General features: G+C 61.4%; 14 protein-coding genes, 2 tRNA genes and 3 rRNA genes. 13 read left to right on the forward strand and 6 right to left on the reverse strand.

Translation table 11 applies throughout. The features are described 5' to 3' along the window. Positions 1 to 27: 27 nt before the first annotated feature. Positions 28 to 2,133, reverse strand: coding sequence for a TonB-dependent receptor family protein (locus EYF70_RS30675; protein WP_131148763.1), 2,106 nt, complete (start codon positions 2,131 to 2,133; stop codon positions 28 to 30). 462 nt (positions 2,134 to 2,595) lie between these two features. Here EYF70_RS30675 and EYF70_RS30680 point away from each other — a divergent pair. The 5 genes from EYF70_RS30680 to rrf all read left to right on the forward strand — a co-directional run bounded on the left by EYF70_RS30680 (position 2,596) and on the right by rrf (position 7,768). After that, positions 2,596 to 4,126: ribosomal RNA gene (locus tag EYF70_RS30680) — 16S ribosomal RNA — on the forward strand. A gap of 108 nt (positions 4,127 to 4,234) precedes the next feature. Then, a tRNA-Ile gene (locus EYF70_RS30685) sits at positions 4,235 to 4,311 on the forward strand. A 24-nt stretch (positions 4,312 to 4,335) separates the two neighbouring features. Further along, positions 4,336 to 4,411, forward strand: a tRNA-Ala gene (locus EYF70_RS30690). A gap of 221 nt (positions 4,412 to 4,632) precedes the next feature. Further along, positions 4,633 to 7,524, forward strand: a 23S ribosomal RNA gene (locus EYF70_RS30695). A 131-nt stretch (positions 7,525 to 7,655) separates the two neighbouring features. Further along, a 5S ribosomal RNA gene (rrf, locus tag EYF70_RS30700) occupies positions 7,656 to 7,768 on the forward strand. Together the 16S, 23S and 5S rRNA genes with 2 tRNA genes alongside form the textbook arrangement of a ribosomal RNA operon. Positions 7,769 to 8,056: 288 nt before the next feature. Here the strand turns inward: rrf and EYF70_RS30705 are convergent. Then, positions 8,057 to 9,426, reverse strand: a protein-coding gene (locus EYF70_RS30705) for an IS3 family transposase (protein WP_131144256.1) whose coding sequence is annotated in 2 segments (ribosomal slippage) — positions 8,057 to 8,955 and positions 8,955 to 9,426 — 1,371 coding nt in all. Because the reading frame shifts where the segments join, the coding sequence is not laid out codon by codon here. A 191-nt stretch (positions 9,427 to 9,617) separates the two neighbouring features. Between EYF70_RS30705 and EYF70_RS30710 the strand changes: the two genes are divergently transcribed. Both EYF70_RS30710 and EYF70_RS30715 read left to right on the forward strand, forming a co-directional pair. Further along, positions 9,618 to 10,517 carry a phosphatidate cytidylyltransferase gene (locus tag EYF70_RS30710; RefSeq protein WP_165497828.1) on the forward strand — a complete coding sequence of 300 codons (900 nt, stop codon included), beginning with the start codon at positions 9,618 to 9,620 and terminating at the stop codon, positions 10,515 to 10,517. After that, positions 10,514 to 12,319: a bifunctional alpha/beta hydrolase/class I SAM-dependent methyltransferase gene (locus tag EYF70_RS30715; RefSeq protein ID WP_131148765.1), complete on the forward strand. Its 1,806-nt coding sequence runs from the start codon at positions 10,514 to 10,516 to the stop codon at positions 12,317 to 12,319. The genes EYF70_RS30710 and EYF70_RS30715 overlap by 4 nt, the downstream gene beginning before the upstream one ends. On the opposite strand, the gene EYF70_RS30720 is transcribed toward EYF70_RS30715, so the two are convergent. Together EYF70_RS30720 and EYF70_RS30725 are read right to left on the reverse strand one after the other, a co-directional pair. After that, positions 12,270 to 12,887, reverse strand: coding sequence for a CDP-alcohol phosphatidyltransferase family protein (locus EYF70_RS30720; protein ID WP_131148766.1), 618 nt, complete (start codon positions 12,885 to 12,887; stop codon positions 12,270 to 12,272). The genes EYF70_RS30715 and EYF70_RS30720 overlap by 50 nt on opposite strands. Next, positions 12,863 to 14,080 (reverse strand): phosphatase PAP2 family protein, encoded by a 1,218-nt coding sequence (locus EYF70_RS30725; RefSeq protein ID WP_165497829.1) that lies wholly within the window; start codon positions 14,078 to 14,080, stop codon positions 12,863 to 12,865. Before EYF70_RS30725 ends, EYF70_RS30720 begins: the two co-directional genes overlap by 25 nt. A gap of 18 nt (positions 14,081 to 14,098) precedes the next feature. On the opposite strand from EYF70_RS30725, the gene EYF70_RS30730 reads away from it, so the two are divergent. Both EYF70_RS30730 and EYF70_RS30735 read left to right on the forward strand, forming a co-directional pair. Further along, positions 14,099 to 15,142, forward strand: a complete 1,044-nt coding sequence (locus EYF70_RS30730) for a patatin-like phospholipase family protein (RefSeq protein WP_165497830.1) — start codon at positions 14,099 to 14,101, stop codon at positions 15,140 to 15,142. Continuing rightward, positions 15,139 to 15,870 (forward strand): SDR family NAD(P)-dependent oxidoreductase, encoded by a 732-nt coding sequence (locus EYF70_RS30735; RefSeq protein ID WP_165497831.1) that lies wholly within the window; start codon positions 15,139 to 15,141, stop codon positions 15,868 to 15,870. Before EYF70_RS30730 ends, EYF70_RS30735 begins: the two co-directional genes overlap by 4 nt. A 37-nt stretch (positions 15,871 to 15,907) precedes the next feature. Here EYF70_RS30735 and EYF70_RS30740 read toward each other — a convergent pair whose 3' ends face one another. Continuing rightward, complete coding sequence (locus EYF70_RS30740) at positions 15,908 to 16,456, reverse strand: acyloxyacyl hydrolase (RefSeq protein ID WP_131148770.1); 549 nt, start codon at positions 16,454 to 16,456, stop codon at positions 15,908 to 15,910. 208 nt (positions 16,457 to 16,664) lie between these two features. Between EYF70_RS30740 and EYF70_RS30745 the strand changes: the two genes are divergently transcribed. After that, the gene (locus tag EYF70_RS30745; RefSeq protein WP_229420634.1) at positions 16,665 to 17,516 is read left to right on the forward strand and encodes an NAD(P)-dependent oxidoreductase; all 852 of its coding nucleotides are present in this window, start codon (positions 16,665 to 16,667) and stop codon (positions 17,514 to 17,516) included. A 9-nt stretch (positions 17,517 to 17,525) separates the two neighbouring features. Here the strand turns inward: EYF70_RS30745 and EYF70_RS30750 are convergent, their stop codons facing one another. After that, complete coding sequence (locus EYF70_RS30750; RefSeq protein WP_131148772.1) at positions 17,526 to 18,719, reverse strand: M20 aminoacylase family protein; 1,194 nt, start codon at positions 18,717 to 18,719, stop codon at positions 17,526 to 17,528. A 187-nt stretch (positions 18,720 to 18,906) separates the two neighbouring features. Here EYF70_RS30750 and EYF70_RS30755 point away from each other — a divergent pair, with 187 nt between their 5' ends. The 3 genes from EYF70_RS30755 to EYF70_RS30765 all read left to right on the forward strand — a co-directional run bounded on the left by EYF70_RS30755 (position 18,907) and on the right by EYF70_RS30765 (position 24,094). Then, positions 18,907 to 20,982: a molybdopterin-containing oxidoreductase family protein gene (locus EYF70_RS30755; protein WP_131148773.1), complete on the forward strand. Its 2,076-nt coding sequence runs from the start codon at positions 18,907 to 18,909 to the stop codon at positions 20,980 to 20,982. A 9-nt stretch (positions 20,983 to 20,991) separates the two neighbouring features. Further along, positions 20,992 to 22,125, forward strand: a complete 1,134-nt coding sequence (locus EYF70_RS30760) for an aminopeptidase (RefSeq protein ID WP_131148774.1) — start codon at positions 20,992 to 20,994, stop codon at positions 22,123 to 22,125. Between the two features lie 271 nt (positions 22,126 to 22,396). Continuing rightward, positions 22,397 to 24,094 (forward strand): long-chain fatty acid--CoA ligase, encoded by a 1,698-nt coding sequence (locus EYF70_RS30765; RefSeq protein ID WP_131148775.1) that lies wholly within the window; start codon positions 22,397 to 22,399, stop codon positions 24,092 to 24,094. Positions 24,095 to 24,117 lie beyond the last annotated feature (23 nt).

Here is a 24,117-nt window from a genome sequence, read left to right on the forward strand (position 1 = left end):
GTGCCGCTACCGGCACTGGGCCCGGTGTCAGAACAGATACTGCGCGCTGAAGCCGGCCTGCCAGTTGCGACCGGGTGCTGCCTCGTAATAGCGCTTGTTCGTGTCCCCGACGATGACCGACCCCACGTAGTCCTTGTCGAGCAGGTTGTTCAGGCGGACGAATTCCTTCAGTCGCCAGCCGCCGACCGGTTGCGTGGCCGTGAAGCGCAGGTTCAGCAGGCCGTAACCCGGCGCGGCTTTTTCCCGGTTCGTGTCCTCGGCATAGACCTTGCCGTTGGCAAGCGCTTCGAGCGCCGCGCCGTAACGGCCGCGGGCTTCCTTCCATGCCAGTTCGCCGTAAGCGGTGGTGCGCGCGACACCTGGCAGCCGGCTGCCCTCGGCCACGTTGCCGAATGCCTGGTCGTAGACGGCACGCAGGCCGGTGAGCGCGGCGCGGGCAGAGAATCCACCAGTCCAGGATGAGTCGACCGATACCTCGATGCCCTGGCGCAGCGTCTTGCTGGCGTTGCGGTAGCTCGTGCGGCCGCCGCTGGAGGCGTCCACCACCACTTCATCGCGTGTGCGGACTTCGAACAGCGCCGCGTCCACGCGGGTGTTCTCCGTCACCCGGATCTTGGTACCCGCTTCCAGGTGGGTGCTGCGCGCCGGGCGCAGCTGGTAGTTGAACCCGTCGCCGGTGCCGGAGTAGAACAACTCGTTCAGTGTCGGCGTTTCAAAGCCGCGCGCCGCGCTGACGTAGACGTTGAGGTCGGACGTGAGCTTGTACAGCGCACCCAGCACCGGCGTCGTGCGGGTGAACGTGAGATCGCCGCTGTCATTGCCATTGTCGAGGAAGCGGTCGTCGACTTCCACCTTTACGCGGCTGTGCCGTACGCCGGCGGTAAGGCGCCACGGGCCGCTCTGCCATTCAGCCTGCAGATAGGGGTCGACGTTCGAGACCTCATCTTCCTCGTCGCGGCGCAACGCGCCCTTCACGCCGAGCTGCGTGCCGGCGAAGTTTTCATAGCCCTTGCGGTCATCCGTCGAGCGGTCGTAGTCAAGGCCGACGGTGGTGCGCAGCACGCCCTGGTCGAAGCGCCGGACGTCCGTCCAGTTGATGGCCGCGCCGTGGAAGTTGCGGTCGAAATCGATCACGCCGCCGGAATGCGTTGCCGGCGCCTGGAAGCCGCGCGAGAAGGATTGGTACTGCACCACCTCGCGATTGCCGCCGTATGCCATCAGGTGCAGGCGGTTCTCGCCGAAATAGATATCGTAGCTGGCGCCGGCCTGCTGGTGGTCGATGCTCTTGCGGGTGTTGTAGCGGTCCGCGTAGGTGCGTTTCGGCGTCTCGGTATCGGTGGGATCGATCTCGCCGGCACGCGGATCGCGCTGGTAGGTTGCCCACTGCACGCCCAGCGGATCTTCCGTATCTTTCTGGCGAAGGCTGCTGGCCACCAGTGTCAGCTTGCTGCGGGAGTCGGGAGTCACGGTCAGCTTGGCGAATTGCTGGTCGCGCCGTGCCGCGCTGTGATCGCGATAGCCGTCGGTCTCGAAGCGGGAGGCGTCGACAACATAGCCGATCTTGCCGTCGCGCCCCTGTGCGCTCACGTCGACCTTGCGCTGGCCGTCGCTGCCGGCCATGACCGACATCTCGGCCGAAGCCGGCTCCCTGCCATCTTCCGTGAAGAGTTGCACCACGCCGCCGGAATGGTTTCCGTACAGGACGGAAAACGGCCCGCGCAGTACTTCGATGCGTTGGGCACGATCCAGGTTGAAGGTGGCGGCCTGGCCCTGGCCATCCGGCATGGTGGCGGGAATGCCGTCCGCAATCAGGCGTACACCGCGTACACCGAAGGCCGAGCGGGCACCGAAGCCGCGCGAGGAGATTTGCAGGTCCTGTGCATAGTTCTGGCGGTTTTGCACCACCAGGCCAGGTACCGCTACCAGAGATTCCGACGCGTTGACCCGCAGTTGAGCATCGCGGATACGGCTGGTATCGATGACGTCGATCGCCGCCGGCAATTCGAAGCTGGCATGTTCGATCCGGCTGGCGGTAATGACGACCACGTCGGCCAATGGTTCAGTCGCCGTAGCGGTTGCGGAATAGGCCGCGCACAACGCGGCGGTAAGCTTCAGTAGGGAAGGTGGTCGCATGGATGGGCTCGCATTGATTGTCGAGCACTATACCGCGCCGATAAAAATCGCGTCGCTGGGCTTGCGAAGAGATTCCCTGTTTGCTATAGTTCCGTCCCTGCCGCAACGCAGACGTGAAAACGAAACGCTGCGACAGAATGGTTTGAATCGCTAGCGCAACATTGCGATACAAACTGAGGGGTTGACGAGTTGCACGAAACACCGCATAATCTCATCTCTCTGCTGCTGACAAACACAACGATTCGTCGACAACGCGGCAAGGCCTTCAAGGGCAGAATTCTTTAACAATCAACAGTCGATAAGTGTGGGCGTTTGATGTGATGTGCCCAGGACTTCGGTCCTGAAGCTCAAAATATATAGCATCAAACGCTTACACAAGAAATAAACGTAATCATCTTCGGATGGTTCGTCAGTATTCTTGAGTAAGTGACCTCCGATAGCAGTATCGGAAAAACAGAGATTAAACTGAAGAGTTTGATCCTGGCTCAGATTGAACGCTGGCGGCATGCTTTACACATGCAAGTCGAACGGCAGCGCGGGCTTCGGCCTGGCGGCGAGTGGCGAACGGGTGAGTAATATATCGGAACGTGCCCAAGAGTGGGGGATAACGTAGCGAAAGTTACGCTAATACCGCATACGATCCAAGGATGAAAGCAGGGGACCGCAAGGCCTTGTGCTCCTGGAGCGGCCGATATCTGATTAGCTAGTTGGTGAGGTAAAGGCTCACCAAGGCGACGATCAGTAGCTGGTCTGAGAGGACGACCAGCCACACTGGAACTGAGACACGGTCCAGACTCCTACGGGAGGCAGCAGTGGGGAATTTTGGACAATGGGGGCAACCCTGATCCAGCAATGCCGCGTGAGTGAAGAAGGCCTTCGGGTTGTAAAGCTCTTTTGTCAGGGAAGAAAAGGGTACGGCTAATATCCGTGCCTCATGACGGTACCTGAAGAATAAGCACCGGCTAACTACGTGCCAGCAGCCGCGGTAATACGTAGGGTGCAAGCGTTAATCGGAATTACTGGGCGTAAAGCGTGCGCAGGCGGTTTTGTAAGTCTGTCGTGAAATCCCCGGGCTTAACCTGGGAATGGCGATGGAGACTGCAAGGCTAGAGTTTGGCAGAGGGGGGTAGAATTCCACGTGTAGCAGTGAAATGCGTAGAGATGTGGAGGAACACCGATGGCGAAGGCAGCCCCCTGGGTCAAGACTGACGCTCATGCACGAAAGCGTGGGGAGCAAACAGGATTAGATACCCTGGTAGTCCACGCCCTAAACGATGTCTACTAGTTGTTGGGTCTTAATTGACTTAGTAACGCAGCTAACGCGTGAAGTAGACCGCCTGGGGAGTACGGTCGCAAGATTAAAACTCAAAGGAATTGACGGGGACCCGCACAAGCGGTGGATGATGTGGATTAATTCGATGCAACGCGAAAAACCTTACCTACCCTTGACATGTCAGGAATCCTGGAGAGATCTGGGAGTGCCCGAAAGGGAACCTGAACACAGGTGCTGCATGGCTGTCGTCAGCTCGTGTCGTGAGATGTTGGGTTAAGTCCCGCAACGAGCGCAACCCTTGTCATTAGTTGCTACGAAAGGGCACTCTAATGAGACTGCCGGTGACAAACCGGAGGAAGGTGGGGATGACGTCAAGTCCTCATGGCCCTTATGGGTAGGGCTTCACACGTCATACAATGGTACATACAGAGGGCCGCCAACCCGCGAGGGGGAGCTAATCCCAGAAAGTGTATCGTAGTCCGGATTGTAGTCTGCAACTCGACTGCATGAAGTTGGAATCGCTAGTAATCGCGGATCAGCATGTCGCGGTGAATACGTTCCCGGGTCTTGTACACACCGCCCGTCACACCATGGGAGCGGGTTTTACCAGAAGTAGGTAGCTTAACCGCAAGGAGGGCGCTTACCACGGTAGGATTCGTGACTGGGGTGAAGTCGTAACAAGGTAGCCGTATCGGAAGGTGCGGCTGGATCACCTCCTTTCTAGAGTCGGCACTGATCGTCAAGATCGTGCATCAAACGCTCACACTTATCGGCTGTCGAATGAAGAAGAAACAGTAGCACCGCTAGATACGCAGGTATCAACGACGCGGGTCTGTAGCTCAGCTGGTTAGAGCACCGTGTTGATAACGCGGGGGTCGTTGGTTCGAGCCCAACCAGACCCACCATGTATCAAGCACACGTAATTCCCTGGGGGATTAGCTCAGCTGGGAGAGCACCTGCTTTGCAAGCAGGGGGTCGTCGGTTCGATCCCGTCATCCTCCACCACGCATTACTCGAGATATTAAACATAAGCGTGACGAGTTCACTTTTATGTTTAGTCTTTTAGAGACTACTGCTGTTTCGTTCTTTAACAATCTGGAAGAAGTAAAGTTTTATTAAGCGTATTCAGCAATGAATACACTTAGGGTAGTGTTCCGAAAGGAACGCATACAAAAACTCATCAAACACAGTAGTAAATGCTTGTGCTATAGCCGTCAAGGTTATAGGGACAAGTGAATAAGTGCACATGGTGGATGCCTTGGCGATTACAGGCGATGAAGGACGTAGAAGTCTGCGATAAGCTTCGGGGAGCTGACAAACGAGCATTGATCCGAAGATTTCCGAATGGGGAAACCCGGCCTTATAGGTCATCACTCACTGAATACATAGGTGTGTGAAGCGAACGCGGCGAACTGAAACATCTAAGTAGCTGCAGGAAAAGAAATCAACCGAGATTCCCAAAGTAGTGGCGAGCGAAATGGGAAGAGCCTGCATATGATAGTCGGACTGGTAGTGGAAGCCTCTGGAAATAGGCGCCATAGTGGGTGATAGCCCCGTACGCGAAATCAGACCGGTGGTACTAAGTATGCGACAAGTAGGGCGGGACACGAGAAATCCTGTCTGAATATGGGGGGACCATCCTCCAAGGCTAAATACTCGTAATCGACCGATAGTGAACCAGTACCGTGAGGGAAAGGCGAAAAGAACCCCGGGAGGGGAGTGAAATAGATCCTGAAACCGTGTGCATACAAACAGTCGGAGCGGACTTGTTCCGTGACGGCGTACCTTTTGTATAATGGGTCAGCGACTTACATTCAGTAGCGAGGTTAACCGAATAGGGGAGCCGCAGAGAAATCGAGTCCGAACAGGGCGTTAGTTGCTGGGTGTAGACCCGAAACCAAGTGATCTATCCATGGCCAGGTTGAAGGTGCGGTAACACGCACTGGAGGACCGAACCCACTAATGTTGAAAAATTAGGGGATGAGCTGTGGATAGGGGTGAAAGGCTAAACAAACTTGGAAATAGCTGGTTCTCTCCGAAAACTATTTAGGTAGTGCCTCAAGTATCACCATCGGGGGTAGAGCACTGTTATGGCTAGGGGGTCATCGCGACTTACCAAACCATTGCAAACTCCGAATACCGATGAGTGCGAGCTTGGGAGACAGACATCGGGTGCTAACGTCCGGTGTCAAGAGGGAAACAACCCAGACCGCCAGCTAAGGTCCCAAAGATTGGCTAAGTGGAAAACGAAGTGGGAAGGCTAAAACAGTCAGGATGTTGGCTTAGAAGCAGCCATCATTTAAAGAAAGCGTAATAGCTCACTGATCGAGTCGTCCTGCGCGGAAGATGTAACGGGGCTAAGCCAGTCACCGAAGCTGCGGATATATTTCTCGTAATTTATTACTTGATCTATATGGTAGGAGAGCGTTCTGTAAGCCTGCGAAGGTGTCTTGTAAAGGATGCTGGAGGTATCAGAAGTGCGAATGCTGACATGAGTAGCGATAATGCGGGTGAAAAGCCCGCACGCCGTAAGCCCAAGGTTTCCTGTTCAACGTTCATCGGAGCAGGGTGAGTCGGCCCCTAAGGCGAGGCAGAGATGCGTAGCTGATGGGAAGCAGGTTAATATTCCTGCACCGTCGTATGATGCGATGGGGGGACGGATCGCGGAAGGTTGTCTGACTGTTGGAATAGTCAGTTTCTGGTTCATAGAAGGTGCTTAGGCAAATCCGGGCACGTAATTCAAGGGACTGGGACGAGCGCCCATGTGGCGCGAAGCAATCGGAAGTGGTTCCAAGAAAAGCCTCTAAGCTTCAGTCATACGAGACCGTACCGCAAACCGACACAGGTGGGCGAGATGAGTATTCTAAGGCGCTTGAGAGAACTCGGGAGAAGGAACTCGGCAAATTGGTACCGTAACTTCGGGAAAAGGTACGCCCCAGTAGCTTGACCACTTTACTGTGGAAGGGTGACAGGGTTGCAATAAAATGGTGGCTGCGACTGTTTAATAAAAACACAGCACTCTGCAAACACGAAAGTGGACGTATAGGGTGTGACGCCTGCCCGGTGCTGGAAGATTAAATGATGGGGTGCAAGCTCTTGATTGAAGTCCCAGTAAACGGCGGCCGTAACTATAACGGTCCTAAGGTAGCGAAATTCCTTGTCGGGTAAGTTCCGACCTGCACGAATGGCGTAACGATGGCCACACTGTCTCCTCCCGAGACTCAGCGAAGTTGAAGTGTTTGTGATGATGCAATCTACCCGCGGCTAGACGGAAAGACCCCATGAACCTTTACTGTAGCTTTGCATTGGACTTTGAACCAATCTGTGTAGGATAGGTGGGAGGCTTTGAAGCGGGGACGCCAGTTCTCGTGGAGCCAACCTTGAAATACCACCCTGGTTTGTTTGAGGTTCTAACCTTGGTCCGTTATCCGGATCGGGGACAGTGCATGGTAGGCAGTTTGACTGGGGCGGTCTCCTCCTAAAGTGTAACGGAGGAGTTCGAAGGTACGCTAGGTACGGTCGGACATCGTGCTAATAGTGCAATGGCATAAGCGTGCTTAACTGCGAGACCGACAAGTCGAGCAGGTACGAAAGTAGGACATAGTGATCCGGTGGTTCTGTATGGAAGGGCCATCGCTCAACGGATAAAAGGTACTCTGGGGATAACAGGCTGATTCCTCCCAAGAGTTCATATCGACGGGGGAGTTTGGCACCTCGATGTCGGCTCATCACATCCTGGGGCTGTAGCCGGTCCCAAGGGTATGGCTGTTCGCCATTTAAAGTGGTACGTGAGCTGGGTTTAAAACGTCGTGAGACAGTTTGGTCCCTATCTGCCGTGGGCGTTGGAAATTTGAAGGGGGCTGCTCCTAGTACGAGAGGACCGGAGTGGACGAACCTCTGGTGTACCGGTTGTCACGCCAGTGGCATTGCCGGGTAGCTAAGTTCGGAAGAGATAACCGCTGAAAGCATCTAAGCGGGAAACTTGCCTTGAGATGAGATTTCCCGGAGCCTTGAGCTCCTTGAAGGGTCGTTCGAGACCAGGACGTTGATAGGTCAGGTGTGGAAGTGCAGTAATGCATTAAGCTAACTGATACTAATTGCCCGTACGGCTTGTCCCTATAACCTTGACGGTTATGAATCAATGATGATTCCTCGCATTTACTCTTTGATGAGAGTTACCCTCGCTTTACTTCTTCCGGATTGAGCAGTGACGTTGCCCCACAGGGGACGGCACTGCGTACAAGTCATGCCTGATGACCATAGCAAGTCGGTCCCACCCCTTCCCATCCCGAACAGGACCGTGAAACGACTTTGCGCCGATGATAGTGCTGCAACCAGTGTGAAAGTAGGTTATCGTCAGGCTGTTATATAGAAAAACCCCCGTCCAGTGATCTGGCGGGGGTTTTTTGCTTTTCCGGAACATATTTCTCGTTGCCGAAAGCCGGGGACAGGCTCCGATTTCGCCGCGGAAGTACCAACGAAACCGGGGACAGGCTCCGATTTCGTCGCGAAACCTGCAATGAAACCGGTGACAGGTTCCGATTTCGAGAACCTTTCGAACATAATCGGAGCCTGTCACCGGTTTCCAGGAAGCTTTCGAAGAAAATCGGAGCCTGTGAAGTGACCCCAGGAAGTTGGACGGTTTGTTAGCTATGCTACTTGGAGCTGAGTTCTGTACTGCACAGGACTCAGCCCGTTCAACCTAAGCTTGATGCGCTTGTGATTGTAGTAGCGGATGTACTTCACCAGGCCTTTCTTCAGCTCCTCGATACTGGCAAATTTCTGCAGATGGAAGTACTCAGTCTTGAGTACGGCGAAGAAGCTCTCCATGGCAGCGTTATCGAGGCAATTTCCTTTGCGAGACATGCTCTGCACGACATTTTTATCCTCCAGCGCCTTCCGGTAAGCGGGCTTCCGATAGTGCCATCCCTGGTCTGAGTGAAGGATTGGCTTGTCGTCTTTGCCGAGCTTTCGCAGGGCTTTTTTAACCATGTTGGTAACCAAGCTCAGCACTGGCCGGGTGTTCGTCTCGAAGGCGATGATCTCGCCGTTGCACAGATCCATCACCGGCGAGAGATACAGTTTTTTGCCAGCGACATTGAACTCCGTGACATCAGTTACCCACTTCTCGTGCATGGCCGCAGCTTCAAAATCGCGGTCCAAGAGGTTATCTGCAGCTTCGCCCACTTCGCCTTTGTAAGAACGATACTTCTTCGGCCGCACCAGCGATTTCAAGCCGAGCTCGCTCATCAAACGCTGTACACGTTTGTGGTTAACCTTATGCCCGTCCTTGCGGATCTCAGCGGCCACACGGCGATAGCCATAGCGCCCGTGGTTGCCGTCGAAGACGCCCTGAACACGATTTTTTAAGGCCTCGTCACGATCGCCTAGCTTGGCCACTTGCTGCTGATAGTAGTAAGTGCTGCGCGCCAGGCCTGCTACTTCCAGCAAGCCATCCAAAGGGAAACGCTGCCTCAGTTCAGTGATTACTTTCGCTTTTTGCGCGCTATCGCACGCTGCTGCTTCTCTTCCTGAACCAAGGCATCCAGCTTTTTTAGGTAGGCGTTCTCCATCCGCAAGTAGTTCACTTCTTTGAGAAGCTCTTCAAGGGTCTTGGCCTCTTCATCGAGAGGCGTTTGCGGCGCGGGCGGCTGGGATGTGGGCATTTTCTTCGGTCTCTGGCGCGGTCGGGGACTGAGCGCATCTATACCGCCGCTATGATAGCAGCGCTCCCACTGGCCGATGCTGCCGGTGTGGCGCACGTTGAAAATCACGGCCGTCTCGAAACATGACAACTCATGTTTCCACATGTGCTGCAATATCGACAGCTTGCCCTCAGCGCTGTGCCTATGTTGCTTCTTCTCCAGGCCCCCCACGCCATGAGCGTCGTATAGCCTGACCCACAAATAGACCAGGCTAGGATCCACGCCCATCTCGTTGCCCAGACGAACGCATCCTAACGGGCCGGCCCGATATCGATCGACCACCTCTTGCTTGAACTGCACACTGTATTTCGCCATGAAAAACCCCAAAAGTTGGTGTCCAACTTTTAGGGTTCAGTTCACTGTCACCGGTTTTAATGCTCTTCGAAGTCCGGGGTACGCCGCTGATTCCTCCGCCGGGCAGTGCCCGGCCTCGCTCCTGATTGCCGACAACCGGTCTCACGCGTACGCTTACTATAATGAAGGGTTGTCATCCCATAAGCGTCGCCATGCTCCCGTTCCTTTCGTCCGGTTCACAAATCGGCATCGCCATGACCGCCCTGTATGGCTTGCTCGGCATTACTTCGCTGCTGGTGCAGCGGCTGGCCGCTCCCACCGGCAGCTTGCGCAACCAGGTCAACGCATGGTGGCGCATCTTCCCGGTCGTCACGATCGCATTGCTGCTGTACCCGCTTGGCCCGTGGTTGCTGGCAGGACTGATCTGCCTGCTGGCGGTGCGTGAACTGGCGCCGTATGCCGATGACCCGTCGTCGCATTTCCGCCGCAATGCCGCGCTCGCAGTCGGCGCGGCGACCACCCTTCACCTGCTCGTGCCCGCGGTGCTGCCGGTCGCCCTGCCGACGCTCATCGTTGCGCAATTCCTGTTCTTTCGCGCCCGGGCAGTCAAACCGTCACTCGTCTATCTTTTATTGTGGCTGACGATCGCGGCAGCGTGGTCGATCGTGCGGTTCATCGACATCCCGGCCGGCCCCGCTGCCAGCCTGGCATGGCTCTTTTACCTGTTCATCGTTACCGCCCTCAACGATATCGGCCAGTTCATCGGCGGCAAACTGTTCGGCAGCCACAGGATCGCGCCCACTATCAGCCCGAACAAGACATGGCAGGGCCTTGCCGGCGGCGTGGCCGTTTCGCAATTGCTGACCCTGGTCCTGGGCAGCTACCTCCAGCTTGGCTCACCCGCCAGGATGGCCGCGTACGCCTTGCTCCTGTCCGTTGGGGGCTTCGCCGGCGACCTGATGTTCTCCGCCGCGAAGCGCTATCTCGGCATCAAGGATTTTTCACAACTGATCCCCGGGCACGGCGGCATTCTCGACCGGATCGACAGCCTCGTCGTCACCGCGCCACTGCTGTACATTCTGGTCATTACCATGGAAGGCACAACCTCATGAAAAGCGAACATCCGGCAGCGTGGACCACTTCCGAAGCCGGCTTCGATGCCAGCGATGGCACCCGGCTGTTTTACCGCGCGTGGCAACCGAAAGCGCCGCGCAACGACGGCCCGCAGCGCGCCCTCGTGTTCCTGCACCGGGGCCACGAGCATTCGGGCCGGATCGCGCCCCTGGTCGAACAGTTCGGTTATGGGGATGACTGGGCTTTCGCCTACGACGCGCGTGGCCATGGCCATTCGCCGGGAGAACGGGGTGCGGCGCCCGGATTCGCCACGCTGGTCGATGACCTCGATGCTTTCGTCGCCCACATTGCGCAGCGCTACGGCATCGCGCGCGAAGACATGCTGGTCGTCGCGAACAGCGTCGGTGCGGTAGTGGCGGCCACGTGGCTGCATGACTATGCGCCGCGCATCCGCGGGCTGGTCATGGCCGCCGCCGCGTTCAAGATCAAGCTGTACGTGCCGCTGGCCAAGCCGGCGCTCCGGTTCGCGCGCCGCTTCAAGCCCGACCTGTTCGTCACCAGCTATATCCGCCCGGGGATGCTCACCCATTCGAAGCAGGAAGCCGATGCCTACGCGGCCGATCCCCTGATCGCCAAGAGCATCTCCGCCCAGATCCTGCTGGAGCTCGCCGATACCGCGGAGCGCATCGTGAAAGACGCGGCCGCGATCGACACTCCCGTCCTGATGCTGGCGGCGGATAAGGATTACGTTGTCCATGAGGGGCCGCAAAAGGCATTCTTCGAGCGGCTGTCCTCGCCGCTGAAACGCTATGTCCAGCTGCGCGACTGCTATCACGCCGTGCTCTATGAGCGCGACATGTCGGCGGCCCTGGCCGCATGCCGCGAGTTCATCGCCGCATGCTACGCACGCGAGCCGCTGCCGCCCACGCACTACCTCCAGGCGGACAGCGCGAGCGCCAGCGCCCGGGCCTACGCGGCACTGCAACGCAATGAATACGGCAATCCGCTCACCCGTGCGTCGTATGCCCTGCAGCGCCGAATGCTCAAGGCGCTCGGACCACTGAGCGACGGCATGCGCGTGGGGCTCACGCACGGCTTCGATTCCGGCGAGTCGCTGGACTATGTGTATCGCAACCAGGCTGGCGGGAAGTTGATGTTCGGCGCGGTGATGGACCGTGGCTATCTCGACGCGGTGGGCTGGCGCGGTATCCGCGTGCGCAAGGTGCAGCTGCAGCACCTGCTGGCACAGCGCATCGCCGCCCACCCGGCCGTGAACCCCGCCCAACCTCCGCTGCGTATCCTCGACATCGCGTCCGGTTCCGCGCGCTATGTGCTGGAAACCGTCAAGCGATTCCAGGACCGCCCTATCGAAGTCACGCTGTGCGACTATGCGCAGCACAACGTCGACCGCGCACGCGCGCTGGCCGCGAGCCTGCAGCTGCAGGCGAAAGTGGATTGCCGCCGGCGCGATGCGTTCGACAGCGCCAGCTATGCGGGCGAAGAGGGCACTTACGACATTGCCGTGGTATCCGGCCTGTATGAACTGTTCAGCGACAATGCCATGGTGCTGCGCTCGCTGGAAGGCGTCTTCGCCAGCCTGCGTCCGGGAGGGCACCTGATCTATACCGCGCAGCCGTGGCACCCGCAGCTGGAAATGATCGCCGGCACGCTGACGAACCACCGTGGCGAAGCGTGGCGCATGCGACCCCGCCCCCAGGCGGAAATGGATGCCCTGGTGCGCGTGGCCGGTGGCGAGAAGATCGCCACGCTGATCGGCGTGGAGGGCATCTTCACCGTGTCGGTGGCACGCAAAGCCGCAGCGCCTGGCGCAGCCGGTTGACGATCGTCAGCACACACAGCAGCAGGACCACGCACAGCAGGCCATTGCTCCAGGCGGGCGTCACGCCTGAGCCGATCAGCAGCGCGATCACGCCCAGGGCAAAGGCGCGGTCGCTCTTGCCCATCGGCCCGTCGAAACGGCGCGCCACGCCGATGCCCTGCGCCAGCACGCCGGCAAATTCGGCAAGCAGCGCCGCCACCACCACCCCGACCACCAGCGGGGCCGATATCCCGGCCGCCAGCGCGAACGGCAGATACAGGGCGGCGTCGGACACCTGGTCACCCATCTCGTTGAGCACCGCGCCCAGGCTGGTCTTGTTGCCGGTCGCGGTGGCGAGCATGCCATCGATGGCGTTCAGCGCCATCCGGAACAGCAGGAAGGCCGGCAAGCCATACCACAGGGCCGCGCTATCCGGGGCGGCGGCAAGCGCCGCGCCATAGGCGCAGGAGAGGAACATCGCCGCCAGCGTTACCTGGTTCGGCGTCACGCCGATGCGGGCGAGCGACGACAGCAATGGCCGCAGCAATTGCTGGAAGCGCGGTTTCAACTGGTAGATCGAGAAAGCCATCGGTGGTTTTTCCTTGCATAGAGACGGGCGATGAAACGGCTGCGACTGTAACCCATTGCGCAGTGAAGGAACACTGCGCGGCCGGGCCGGTGCTGCTCGGCCAGCAATGCCAGCACGGCGCGCACCTGCGACGGGCGCGGCGCATGCAGGTCGAGCAGCGGCGCATGGTGATAGCACGCGCCGCGCAAGGCCGCGGCTTCCGGCAGCTCCGGCGACAGGTCGATCACGCTGCAACCTTCCGGCAGGCGCCGCGCTTCCGCGGCGGACAGGCGCCGCCCGACGAACAGGCCTGGCGCCAGCTCGATGAACGCGGCGCGGCCGCGCTCGCGGTAGCGAACCAGCGCCCATGTGAGCAGATACCCGGCCAGGTAAGGCCAGTACAGCAGCCAAGCGGCCAGCGCATGGCGCCCACCGTCCTTGCGGAGAAAGCGCGCGTCGCGCCGGGCGTATGCCAGCGCCACCAGCAGCAGGCAAGCGGCGGCATACAGGGCGAGCCAGCTGCCCAGCACGAACCAGCCGGCATGCAGCGTGATGCCGGCCGCGATCGTGTAGTAAAAGGCGACCGTCGAACGACGGGTCGCGCCGGGGCGCACGAGCCAGGCCACGGCCGCGCCCAGCGCCAGTCCCCCCAGCACGTCGGCCGCATGGTGCTGCCAGGTGAACAGCGTGCTCGCGGCCACCAGCATCAGCCACGCCGCCAGCGCGAGGCGCCGCCAGCCCCCCGCCAGCGGCCGCAACGCCAGCCAGAACAGCAGGCAGTAAGCCACGTGCAGCGAAGGCAGCTGGTTGTAGGGCTGGTCCACGATATCGAGAAACCCGTAGGCCGCGGCCAGGAACGGGTTGTCGAGGGCAGGGCGTGCCGAAGTAAAGCGGGCCGGATAGACAGCGAACACCAGTGCCGCCGTCACCGTTGCCAGCAGCATGCGCCGGCTCGCCACGCGCAGTTCCTCCGCGCTGCGCACGAGCAGGAAGACCAGCACGAAAAACAGCGAGGAACTGGCATAGGGAACGATCATCCACGGCCAGAACGGCACGGCGGCATCGAGCGGCAGCGCCACGCTGTGCTGCGCCGGCAGGCGCGCGGCAATCGTATGGCTGAGCGGGTAGCACAGGCCGAACACCAGCCAGTTGCCCAGCAGGTGGACGGCGCGTGCCCGCGCCGATGGCGCCTTGCCTTGTCGTGGTAATCGCATTTGGGCATTATGCAGGGCATGGAGAAAACGCATCAATACGCGCGTTGCCTGGTCCTGGCCGGTGGCGGTTTCCGCTTCGGCTATTACCTCGGCATCCACGCGGCAGCCGAGGACACCGGCCATGCGCCGGACCTGCTGCTGGCAACGTGCGGAGGCGCCGTGGCGGCGGCCACCATCGCGCGCCTGCCCGATGCGGCGGCGCGCAAGGAATGGCTGGCGTCGCGGCAAGTGCACGCATTCCTCGCTAGCCTGCAATCGACCGCGCGCGCGGCACCGTTGCCGATGCTGGCCGGCGCGGCGCGGCGCTGGATGCGCCGGTCTTCCGTGCCGCTCATCCCCGACCTGTTCGACGACTACCTGTTCGAGCTGCCTGCCGGCTTGCCCTTGCCCCCCGCATCCGGGCAGGCGGCGCCCGCGGTGGCGATCGTCGGCGGCAAGCTGCTGTTCAACCGTGAAGAGGTGGGCCAGCCGCGCGGCGGCCGCGCGCTGTTCGCGGAAACCGTGTTCGGCGATGCCCGCGTGGCCGCCTTGGCCAGCGGCACTCCCGCCGCCGCGGCCGACCCGCGCTGGAGCGACGGCGCCATCGCACCCGTCCTGCAAGTGGACAGCGCGATGCCGCTGGAGGACGCGGTCCGCACCTCGCTGTCGGACATGTTTTACTTCCGCTGCCACCAGCATGGGGCCAGCCACTACACCGGCGGCGTGATCGACCTGTTCCCGATCGAGCTGGCGCGGCGCCTGGCCGCCAGCGTGGCGATGGAACGCAAGGGCCGGCCGGATCCCTGGCTGGTGGCGCCGGCATGGCGGGCGGTGCTGGGCATCGATGGCGATGCGCGGCTGCGCGCGGTGCACGGGCAGGCCGCGGACGTGTGGATCGATACGCAGGACATGGCGCAAGCGCTGCGCGGCCACGGCTTGAAGAAGCGGGTCCGCTGGCGGGAGAACCGCTTCCGCCTGATCGCGCCCGCCAGCTACGACGATTACCGCGCCCAGGTCGAAGCCCAGTGGCAGTACGGCTACCGGAAAGGGCACGCGGCCTACACGGGGCGGCAGCTGCCATGAAAAGGATCATGATCATCGGCGGCACGCGCGGCATCGGCCTGGCGCTGGCCGAACACTATGCCGGGCAGGGCGCCACGCTGGCCCTGTGCGGACGCGATACCTCGCGCCTGGACGGGCACCCGCTTGCAGGTCATCCGCAAGTGCGGATCGAGGCCGTGGACATCACCGACCGCGCGGCGCTCGAACGCGCCATCGGCGCTTTCAACCCGGTCGACCTGCTGGTCGTTACCGCCGGCCAGTACACCGACGCGGCAGGCATCGCCGCCGATCCGGAAGCCACGCTGCCGGTGCTCGCCACCAACGTCGGCGGCCTGTACGATGCGTTCGACATCGCCGCCCGGCACATGCGGCGTCAAGGCCATGGGCACCTGGCCGCCGTTGCCTCCATCGCCGGCCTGTTGCAGGACTATCCGGGTGCCTCGCTGTACAGCGCCAGCAAGCGCGCCGCGATCGCGATCTGCGATACCTTCCGCAAGGCGCTGGAACCGTTCGGCATCGCCGTCACCGTCATCGTGCCCGGTTATGTCGACACCGCCCGCCTGCGCGAACTGAACGGCGGCGACGCTCGCCGCAAGCCGTTCCTGCAAACCGAAGCGCAAGCCGTGCGGCGCATCGTGGCGGCCATCGCGCGGCGCGAGGCATGCTGCGTCTTCCCGTGGCAGCTGCACCTGCAGGTCAGGCTGTTCAACCTGCTGCCAGGGTTCCTGCAACGCCTGCGCCAAAAATAAAGCCCGCCGAGGCGGGCTTCTTCCGGGCGGTTCCGGATCAGAACCGGTAAGCCAGCTTCACCACGCCGTAATCGACGCCGCTGTTCGGCTTCTTGATGCTGCCGTTCGAGAAGTGCTGCATCTTCACCGCAACTTCCCAGTTCTTGTTGAACACATAGCCGATGCCGATGTGGTCGCCGAACTGGAATGCCGTCGACAGGCGGTCATCGTTGTTGTTATAGGTTTCGGACATCAAGTGCGCGCCGATGCCGATTTCGGCATAGAAGCCCAGCTTGTTCTTGTTCTCGAAGCGGAATACCGGCGTGAAGCCGATATCGACGATGTGCTGCTTGTCGCCCGGGACGTTCTTGTACTGGCGGCCTTGCCAGTAACCGGCGCTGGCATCCCAGTAGCCGGTCAGGTGCGTGTTGCCGGAGTCGAACCAGCTCCAGTTCGGGTTCCAGTCCTTGGTCACGCCCACGCGTGCCATGCGGATTTTCGAAGCGGTGGCGGCTTCGCCATACACGCCGTCGATCAGTTGGCCATCGGCCGCGAAGGCGGCATGGGCCGCCATCAGTGCGGCCACGGCCGCGATTGTTTTTTTCATGTGCCTGTTCTCTCAAGTGACATGCTGTATCCGTAGCGATACGGCAATCCAAATATTGTAGCGGGCTCGGCGGATTTAAGCTGAAGGGCACCTAAAGGGTAGAATCGACGCCATCTTGCTAGATAAATACGCAACGACATGGAGCGATAATAAAGTGGCATTCTTTACGAAAATAACTTTTCTTGGTATCGGCTTGATGGGAGAGCCGATGGTCCGCCGGTTGCTGCACGCCGGCTTACCCGTCAGCGCGTGGAATCGTACCTTCAGCAAGGCAGAACGCCTCGCACCGGAGGGCGCCATGGCCGTGCCGCACCTGGCCGATGCCGTGCGCGACGCGGATATCGTCATTTCCATGCTGGAAGCCGGCCCGGTGGTCGGTACCGTCATCGATGACGCATTGGCCGCACTGCGCCAGGGCACGCTGTGGATCGACATGAGTTCCACCCGCCAGTCCGAAGCGCAGCAATTCCATGCCCGCCTGGTGGCGGCCGGCTGCCGCTTCGTCGATGCGCCCGTATCAGGCGGCGTCGGCGGAGCCCAGGCGGGAACGCTGGCGATCATGGCCGGCGGCGCCGAGGCGGACATCGAATACGCCCGTCCGGTCTTCGAAGCGATGGGCCGTGTCACCCGGGTCGGCCCGGCCGGCGCGGGCCAGGTCTCGAAGCTGTGCAACCAGCTGATAGTGGGCGGCACGATCAATATCGTCGCGGAAGCGTTATTGCTGGCCCAGGCGGCGGGCGCCGATCCCGCCGCCGTGCGCGCGGCAATCCGGGGCGGCTTCGCCGAAAGCCGCATCCTGGAAGTGCATGGCCAGCGCATGCTGGACCGTAATTTCCTGCCGGGCGGCCAGGTCGCCACGCAACTGAAAGACCAGCACAACATCCTGGCCGCGGCGGCGGCGGCCGGCATCGCGCTGCCGGTCACCAGCCTGGTGACGGAGCGCTACGAATCGATCGGGGACGAGTATCCGCAAGCGGACCATGCGGCCGCGCTGCTGGCGCTGGAGCGCCTGAATCCGGGCCAGCGCGTGGGCGACGCGCCGGACCAGTTGCCGGCCTGAGCCCGGTTACTAGCGCAGCGGTAACGCCGTTTCCACCAGCCGCACCCAGAAGCTGGCACCAACTGGCAGCAGGTTGTCGTTGAAGTCGTAGCTGCCGTTGTGCAGCACGCATGGCCCCAGGCCGTGGCCGCCGGTGCGGTGATCGCCGTCGCCGTTGCCGATGAAAATGTAGCAGCCGGGCTTTTCCTGCAGGAAGAAGGCGAAGTCCTCGGCACCCATCGTCGGCTCGGCATCGGCATCCACGTTCTGTTCGCCCACCACGGCCTTCATCACCTCGACGGCGAAGGCGGTTTCCTTCTCGTGGTTCACCAGCGGCGGATAGTTGCGCTTGAACGCGAAATCCACTTCCGCCTCGAATGCGCCGGCAATGCCCTCGGCCAGCGTGCGCATGCGTTGCTCGACCAGGTCCAGCACCGGCGTGGTGAAGGTGCGCACGGTGCCCACCAGCTGCGCCGTGTCGGGAATCACGTTGGTGGCGCTGCCGGCATGGATCTGCGTGATCGACAGCACGGCCGTATCCAGCGGACTCTTGTTGCGCGTGATGATGGTCTGCCATGCCTGGGCGATCTGCACGGCGATCATCACCGGGTCGATGCCCTTGTGCGGCTGGGCCGCGTGCGCGCCCTTGCCGCGCACCGTCACGTGGAATTCGTTCGACGACGCCATCATCGGCCCCGTGCACACATTCATCGTGCCGGCCGCATAGCCGGGCCAGTTGTGCATGCCGTAGATGGCTTCCATCGGGAAGCGTTCGAACAGGCCATCCTCGATCATCTTGCGGGCGCCGGCGCCGCCTTCCTCGGCCGGCTGGAACACGAGATACACCGTGCCGTCGAAATCGCGCTGCCGCGCCAGGTGGTAGGCCGCGCCCAGCAGCATCGCCGTGTGGCCGTCATGGCCGCAGGCGTGCATCTTGCCGGGGTGGCGCGAGGCGTGCGGGAAGGTGTTCACTTCCTGCATCGGCAACGCATCCATGTCGGCGCGCAGGCCGATCGCGCGGTCGGAGGTGCCGTTCTTGATGATGCCCACCAGGCCCGTCACGCCAAGGCCCCGCACCACGGGAATGCCCCATTCGCCCAGTTTCGCGGCCACCACGTCGGCGGTGCGCACTTCCTCGTAGGAGAGTTCGGGATGGGCATGCAGGTCGCGGCGGATGTCCTGCAGCTCGGACTGAAATGCAATGATCGGTTCTACAAGTTTCATCTGGCTCTCCAGTTATTCTCTGCCGCCCCGGATAGGGGCGCGTACGCCAAACACGCCGGTAACATGCCAATGAGCGAAGGAACATTGTAGCCTTTGTAACGGCTTCGCGGCCACCCGCGCGGCGGGCCCGCAAGAGCGCCCGGATGGTTTACGATAGCGGATTGTTCCTCTCCGTTTCATCGCCGCCATGACCGCCACCCAAGTGCGCGCAGCCTGCCCGCACGACTGCCCCGATACCTGCGCCATCCTCGTCACCGTCGAAAACGGCGTCGCCACCGAGATCAAGGGCGATCCCGATCACCCGACCACGGCCGGCGTGCTGTGCACCAAGGTGTCCCGCTATGCCGAGCGCACCTACTCGCCGGACCGCCTGCTGTACCCGCTGCGCCGTGTCGGCAAAAAGGGCGAGGGCAAGTTCGAGCGCATCAGCTGGGATACCGCGCTCGACGAGATCGCCGCGCGCCTGAAGCCGCTGGCGGACAGCGCGCCGGAAGCCATCCTGCCGTACAGCTACTGCGGCACGATGGGCCTGCTGCAGGGCGAATCCATGTCGTCGCGCTTCTTCCACCAGCTGGGTGCCTCGCTGCTGGACCGCACGATCTGCGCGATGGCCGGGGCCACCGGCTACAAGTACACGATCGGCGGTTCGATCGGCACCGATCTCGAACACTTCCAGGATGCCAGGCTGATCCTGATCTGGGGCGGCAACCCGATCGCCTCGAACCTGCACTTCTGGATGCGCGCGCAGGAAGCCAAGCGGCGCGGCGCGAAGCTGGTGGCGATCGATCCCTACCGCTCGCTGACGGCCGAGAAGTGCCACCTGCACATCGCGCCGATGCCGGGCACGGATGCCGCGCTGGCGCTGGGCATGATGCACGTGCTGGTCGCCGAAAACCTGGTCGACGACGACTACATCACGCAGTACACGCTGGGCTACGAGCAACTGAAGGAGCGCGCCGCCGAGTGGACGCCGGCGCGCACGGCCGCCACCTGCGGCATTCCGGAAGAACAGGTGCTGGAGCTGGCGCGCCTGTACGGCCAGACTGCAAAGGCCGGCGAGCCCGTGGCGATCCGCGTCAACTATGGCGTGCAGCGCGTGCGCGGCGGTGGCATGGCGGTACGGAACATCGCCTGCCTGCCAGCCCTGGTGGGCGCGTGGCGGCACGCCGCGGGCGGCATCCAGCTGTCGACGTCCGGATCGTTCCCCACCAACAAGCCCGCGCTGCAGCGCCCGGACCTGCTGAAGAAGCTGCCCCGCACGATCAACATGACGACCATCGGGGACGACCTGCTGCGCCCCGCGTCGCCGGCGTTCGGCCCGCGCGTGGACGCCGTCATCGTCTACAACTCGAACCCGGTGGCGGTGGCGCCGGACTCGTCGAAAGTGCAGGCGGGATTCGCGCGCGAAGACCTGTTCACGGTGGTGCTGGAACAGTTCCAGACCGATACCGTCGACTACGCCGACATCGTGCTGCCGGCCACCACGCAGCTGGAGCACGCCGATGCGCACCTGGCTTACGGCCACCTGTACATGATGGCCAACAATCCGGCCATCGCGCCGCTGGGCGAAGCAAAACCGAACACGGAAATCTTCCGGCTGCTGGCTGCCCGCATGGGCTTTACCAATCCGTGCTTCGCGGAGACGGATGATGAACTGGCATCCAATGCCTTCCGCAAGGATGATGCAAGAGCCATTCATTTCGACTGGGATGCGTTGAAGAAGAAGGGCTGGCAAAAGCTGGCCATGCCGGATGCGCCATTTGCCTATGGCAAATTCCCCACACCTTCGGGCAAATGCGAATTCTTTTCGGCAGCGATGCAGGCGGATGGCCTGGAGCCCCTGCCGACCTACATCGAAAACTATGAATCGGCGGCATCTACCCCCGATCTTGCAGCAAAATACCCGCTGGCGATGATATCTCCGCCGGCACGCAACTTCCTGAACTCCACCTTTGTCAATGTGCAAAGCCTGCGTGCGACGGAAGGCGAGCCGCAGCTCGACATCCATCCTGACGATGCGATAACACGTGCCATCAACCACGGCGATATGGTGCGCATCTTCAACGATCGTGGCTCGTTCGTATGCAAGGCCCGGGTCACGGAAAAGGCCCGCAAGGGGCTCGTGGTGGGCCTGTCAATCTGGTGGAAAAAGCTTGCGCGCGATGGCAAGAATGCCAATGAGGTGACCAGCCAGCGCCTGACCGACATGGGCCGCGCGCCGACTTTTTACGATACACTGGTTCAAGTCGAACGTGTCTCATGAGTAGGAAGCATGCGCAAGATTGCCCGTTTAAACATACGTGCCAGGTACCTCGTGGCAGGGCTTTCGTGCGCCGCCTTGCTGGCCGGTTGCGCCCAGGTCAAGTATTACTTCCAGGCGGCGCAAGGCCAGTATTCGCTCTGGTCCGATTCGCGCCCCATCGATGACTGGCTGGGCGATCCCAACACCGAACCGAAACTGCGTGCACGGCTGGAAAAGGCTGTCACGATCCGCAAGTTCGCCGTGCGCGAACTGGGCTTGCCCGACAACGCCAGCTACAAGCAATACGCGGCCCTGAACCGCCCCTTCGTGGTGTGGAACGTGGTCGCGACACCGGAACTTTCCCTGCGTCCCATCCAGTGGTGTTTCCCGATCGCCGGCTGCGTGGCGTACCGCGGCTATTACAGCAAGGACGACGCGCAGGCGTATGCGGAAGAACTGCGCAAGGAAGGCGACGACGTGCAGGTCGGCGGCGTGCCTGCCTATTCCACGCTGGGCTGGTTCAGCGATCCGCTGCTGTCCACCTTCATCAATTATTCGGACGCCGAACTGGCCCGCATGGTGTTCCATGAACTGGCCCACCAGGTGGTCTACGTTCCCGGCGATTCGCGCTTCAATGAAGCCTTCGCCTCGGCCGTCGAGGAAGCGGGCGTCGACCGCTGGCTGGAGTTGTATGGCAACGAAGCCATGCGCGAAGCGTATGTCCGCTACAGCATGCGCCGCAAGGAGTTCCTGGCGCTGCTGGTCAAGCATCGCCAGATGCTCGCCGAGCTGTATGCCAGCAAGGCCAGCGTGAAGAAAAAGCGCGAGGGCAAGGCACGCATCTTCGCATCGCTGCACCAGGAATATGCCGTGCTGAAGGAAAGCTGGGGCGGCTATGCCGGCTATGACCGCTTCTTCGCCGAGAAGCTCACCAACGCACACCTGGCAGCCGTCGCCACCTATAATGATCTCCTGCCTGGCTTCAAGGCGTTGCTGGCCAAGGAAAAGACGTTCCCGCGTTTTTATGCTGCGGTGCAACGCATGAGCAACCTGCCGTCCGTCGAACGCAGCGAACGGCTGGCCGAGCTTGCGCGCTCCGCGGCGCCCGCAGCCGCCGTGACTGTCGTGGCAGAGAAAAAGGCTGAAACGGCCGGCGGTCATTGACGCCAGCCTCGCGTGGCGGACCGCCTTGCGATGCTGCGCCGCCACAGGCTGGTTCGCTGCACGGTGCTGGTTATCCGCCACGGCGAGGCGCAAAAAGCGCTTGCATACGGCCCAGCCTGTCGATAGCATCTTAGCTCGCAGATAGTACGAGCGTTCGTTTTTTTCTGGAAGTCGACACCGCGACAGCCCGCCGGCCCTGTGCAACCGGCGGCCCATGACAGCGGGGCGTTCCACGGTCGCCCTGCAATAAAACGGAGACAAGAGGCACAGCATGGACAAGATCTGGTTGAAGTCGTACCCATCCGACGTTCCCGCCGACATCGATGCGAACCAGTACCGCTCGCTGGTACACCTGCTGGAGGAATCGTTCCAGAAATACGCGGACCGCAAGGCCTTCGTGTGCATGGACAAGTTCATCACCTACGGTGAACTCGACACGTATTCGAAACGCATCGGCGCGTGGCTGCAAAGCCGCGGCATGAAGCCGGGCGCGCGGGTGGCGCTGATGATGCCGAACGTGCTGCAATATCCGGTCGCGCTGGCCGCCGTGCTGCGCGCCGGCTACACGGTGGTCAACGTCAATCCGCTGTACACGCCGCGCGAGCTGGAACACCAGCTGGCCGATTCGGGCGCGGAAGCGATCATCATCCTGGAAAACTTCGCCCACACGCTCGAGCAGGTGCTGGGCCGCACGGCCGTGAAGCACATCATCGTGGCCAGCATGGGCGAGATGCTGGGCATGGCCAAGGGCCTGGTCGTCGACTTCGTGGTGCGCAGCGTGAAGAAGATGGTGCCGGCGTATTCGCTGCCGAACGCGGTGCGCTTCAAGGAAGCGCTGTCGCACGCGTCCGGCATGAAGCTGACGCCGGTCGACATCGCGCACGACGATGCCGCCTTCCTGCAGTACACCGGCGGCACCACCGGGGTCTCGAAAGGCGCCACGCTGACGCACAAGAACGTGATCGCCAACGTGCTGCAGGTGGAAGCCTGGTCCCAGCCGGGCCTGGCCAAGGAACCGCGCGTCGCGGAACTGTCGATCGTGTGCGCGCTGCCGCTGTATCACATCTTCGCGCTGACGGCATGCGCGATGTGGGGCATGCGCATGGGCGCGCTGAACATCCTGATCCCGAACCCGCGCGACATCGGCGGCTTCATCAAGGAACTGGCCAAGTACAAGTTCAACATGCTGCCGGCGGTAAACACGCTGTACAACGCGCTGGTCAATCACCCCGATTTCCACCACCTCGATTTTTCCGGCCTGAAGATCGCCAACGGCGGCGGCATGGCGGTGCAGCAGGCCGTCAACGACAAGTGGCTGAAGGCCACCGGCGTGGCGATCATCGAAGGCTACGGCCTGTCCGAGACGGCGCCCGTGGCCACCTGCAACCGCTCCGACAGCACGGCGTTTTCCGGCACGATCGGCTTGCCCATCCCGTCGACGGAGGTGACCATCCTCGATGACGACGGCAATGAAGTGCCGCTGGGCCAGCCCGGCGAGATCGCCATCCGCGGCCCGCAGGTGATGGCTGGCTACTGGAACCGGCCGGAGGAGACCGCCAAGGTGATGACAGCCGACGGCTACTTCAAGACCGGCGACGTGGGCATCATGGACGAGCGCGGTTATGTAAAAATTGTCGACCGCAAGAAGGACATGATCCTCGTCTCCGGCTTCAACGTCTATCCGAACGAACTGGAAGCGGTGGTGGCGGCGCATCCCGGCGTGCTCGAAGTGGCCTGCATCGGCGTGCCGGACGCGCACTCCGGCGAGGCGGTCAAGCTGTACGTGGTGCGCAAGGATCCGGCGCTGACCGCCGACGTCCTGATGGCCTACTGCAAGGAAAACCTGACCGGCTACAAGAAGCCGAAATACATCGAGTTCCGCGACGAACTCCCGAAGTCCAATGTCGGCAAGATCCTGCGGCGCGTACTGCGCGACGAAGTCCTGGCCGGCTCCAAGGAAGCTGCATGAGGAATGCCCATCAGGGGTTCCCG

The organism is Pseudoduganella albidiflava, assembly GCF_004322755.1.
In the GTDB taxonomy this organism is placed as follows: Bacteria; Pseudomonadota; Gammaproteobacteria; order Burkholderiales; family Burkholderiaceae_D; genus Rugamonas; species Rugamonas albidiflava.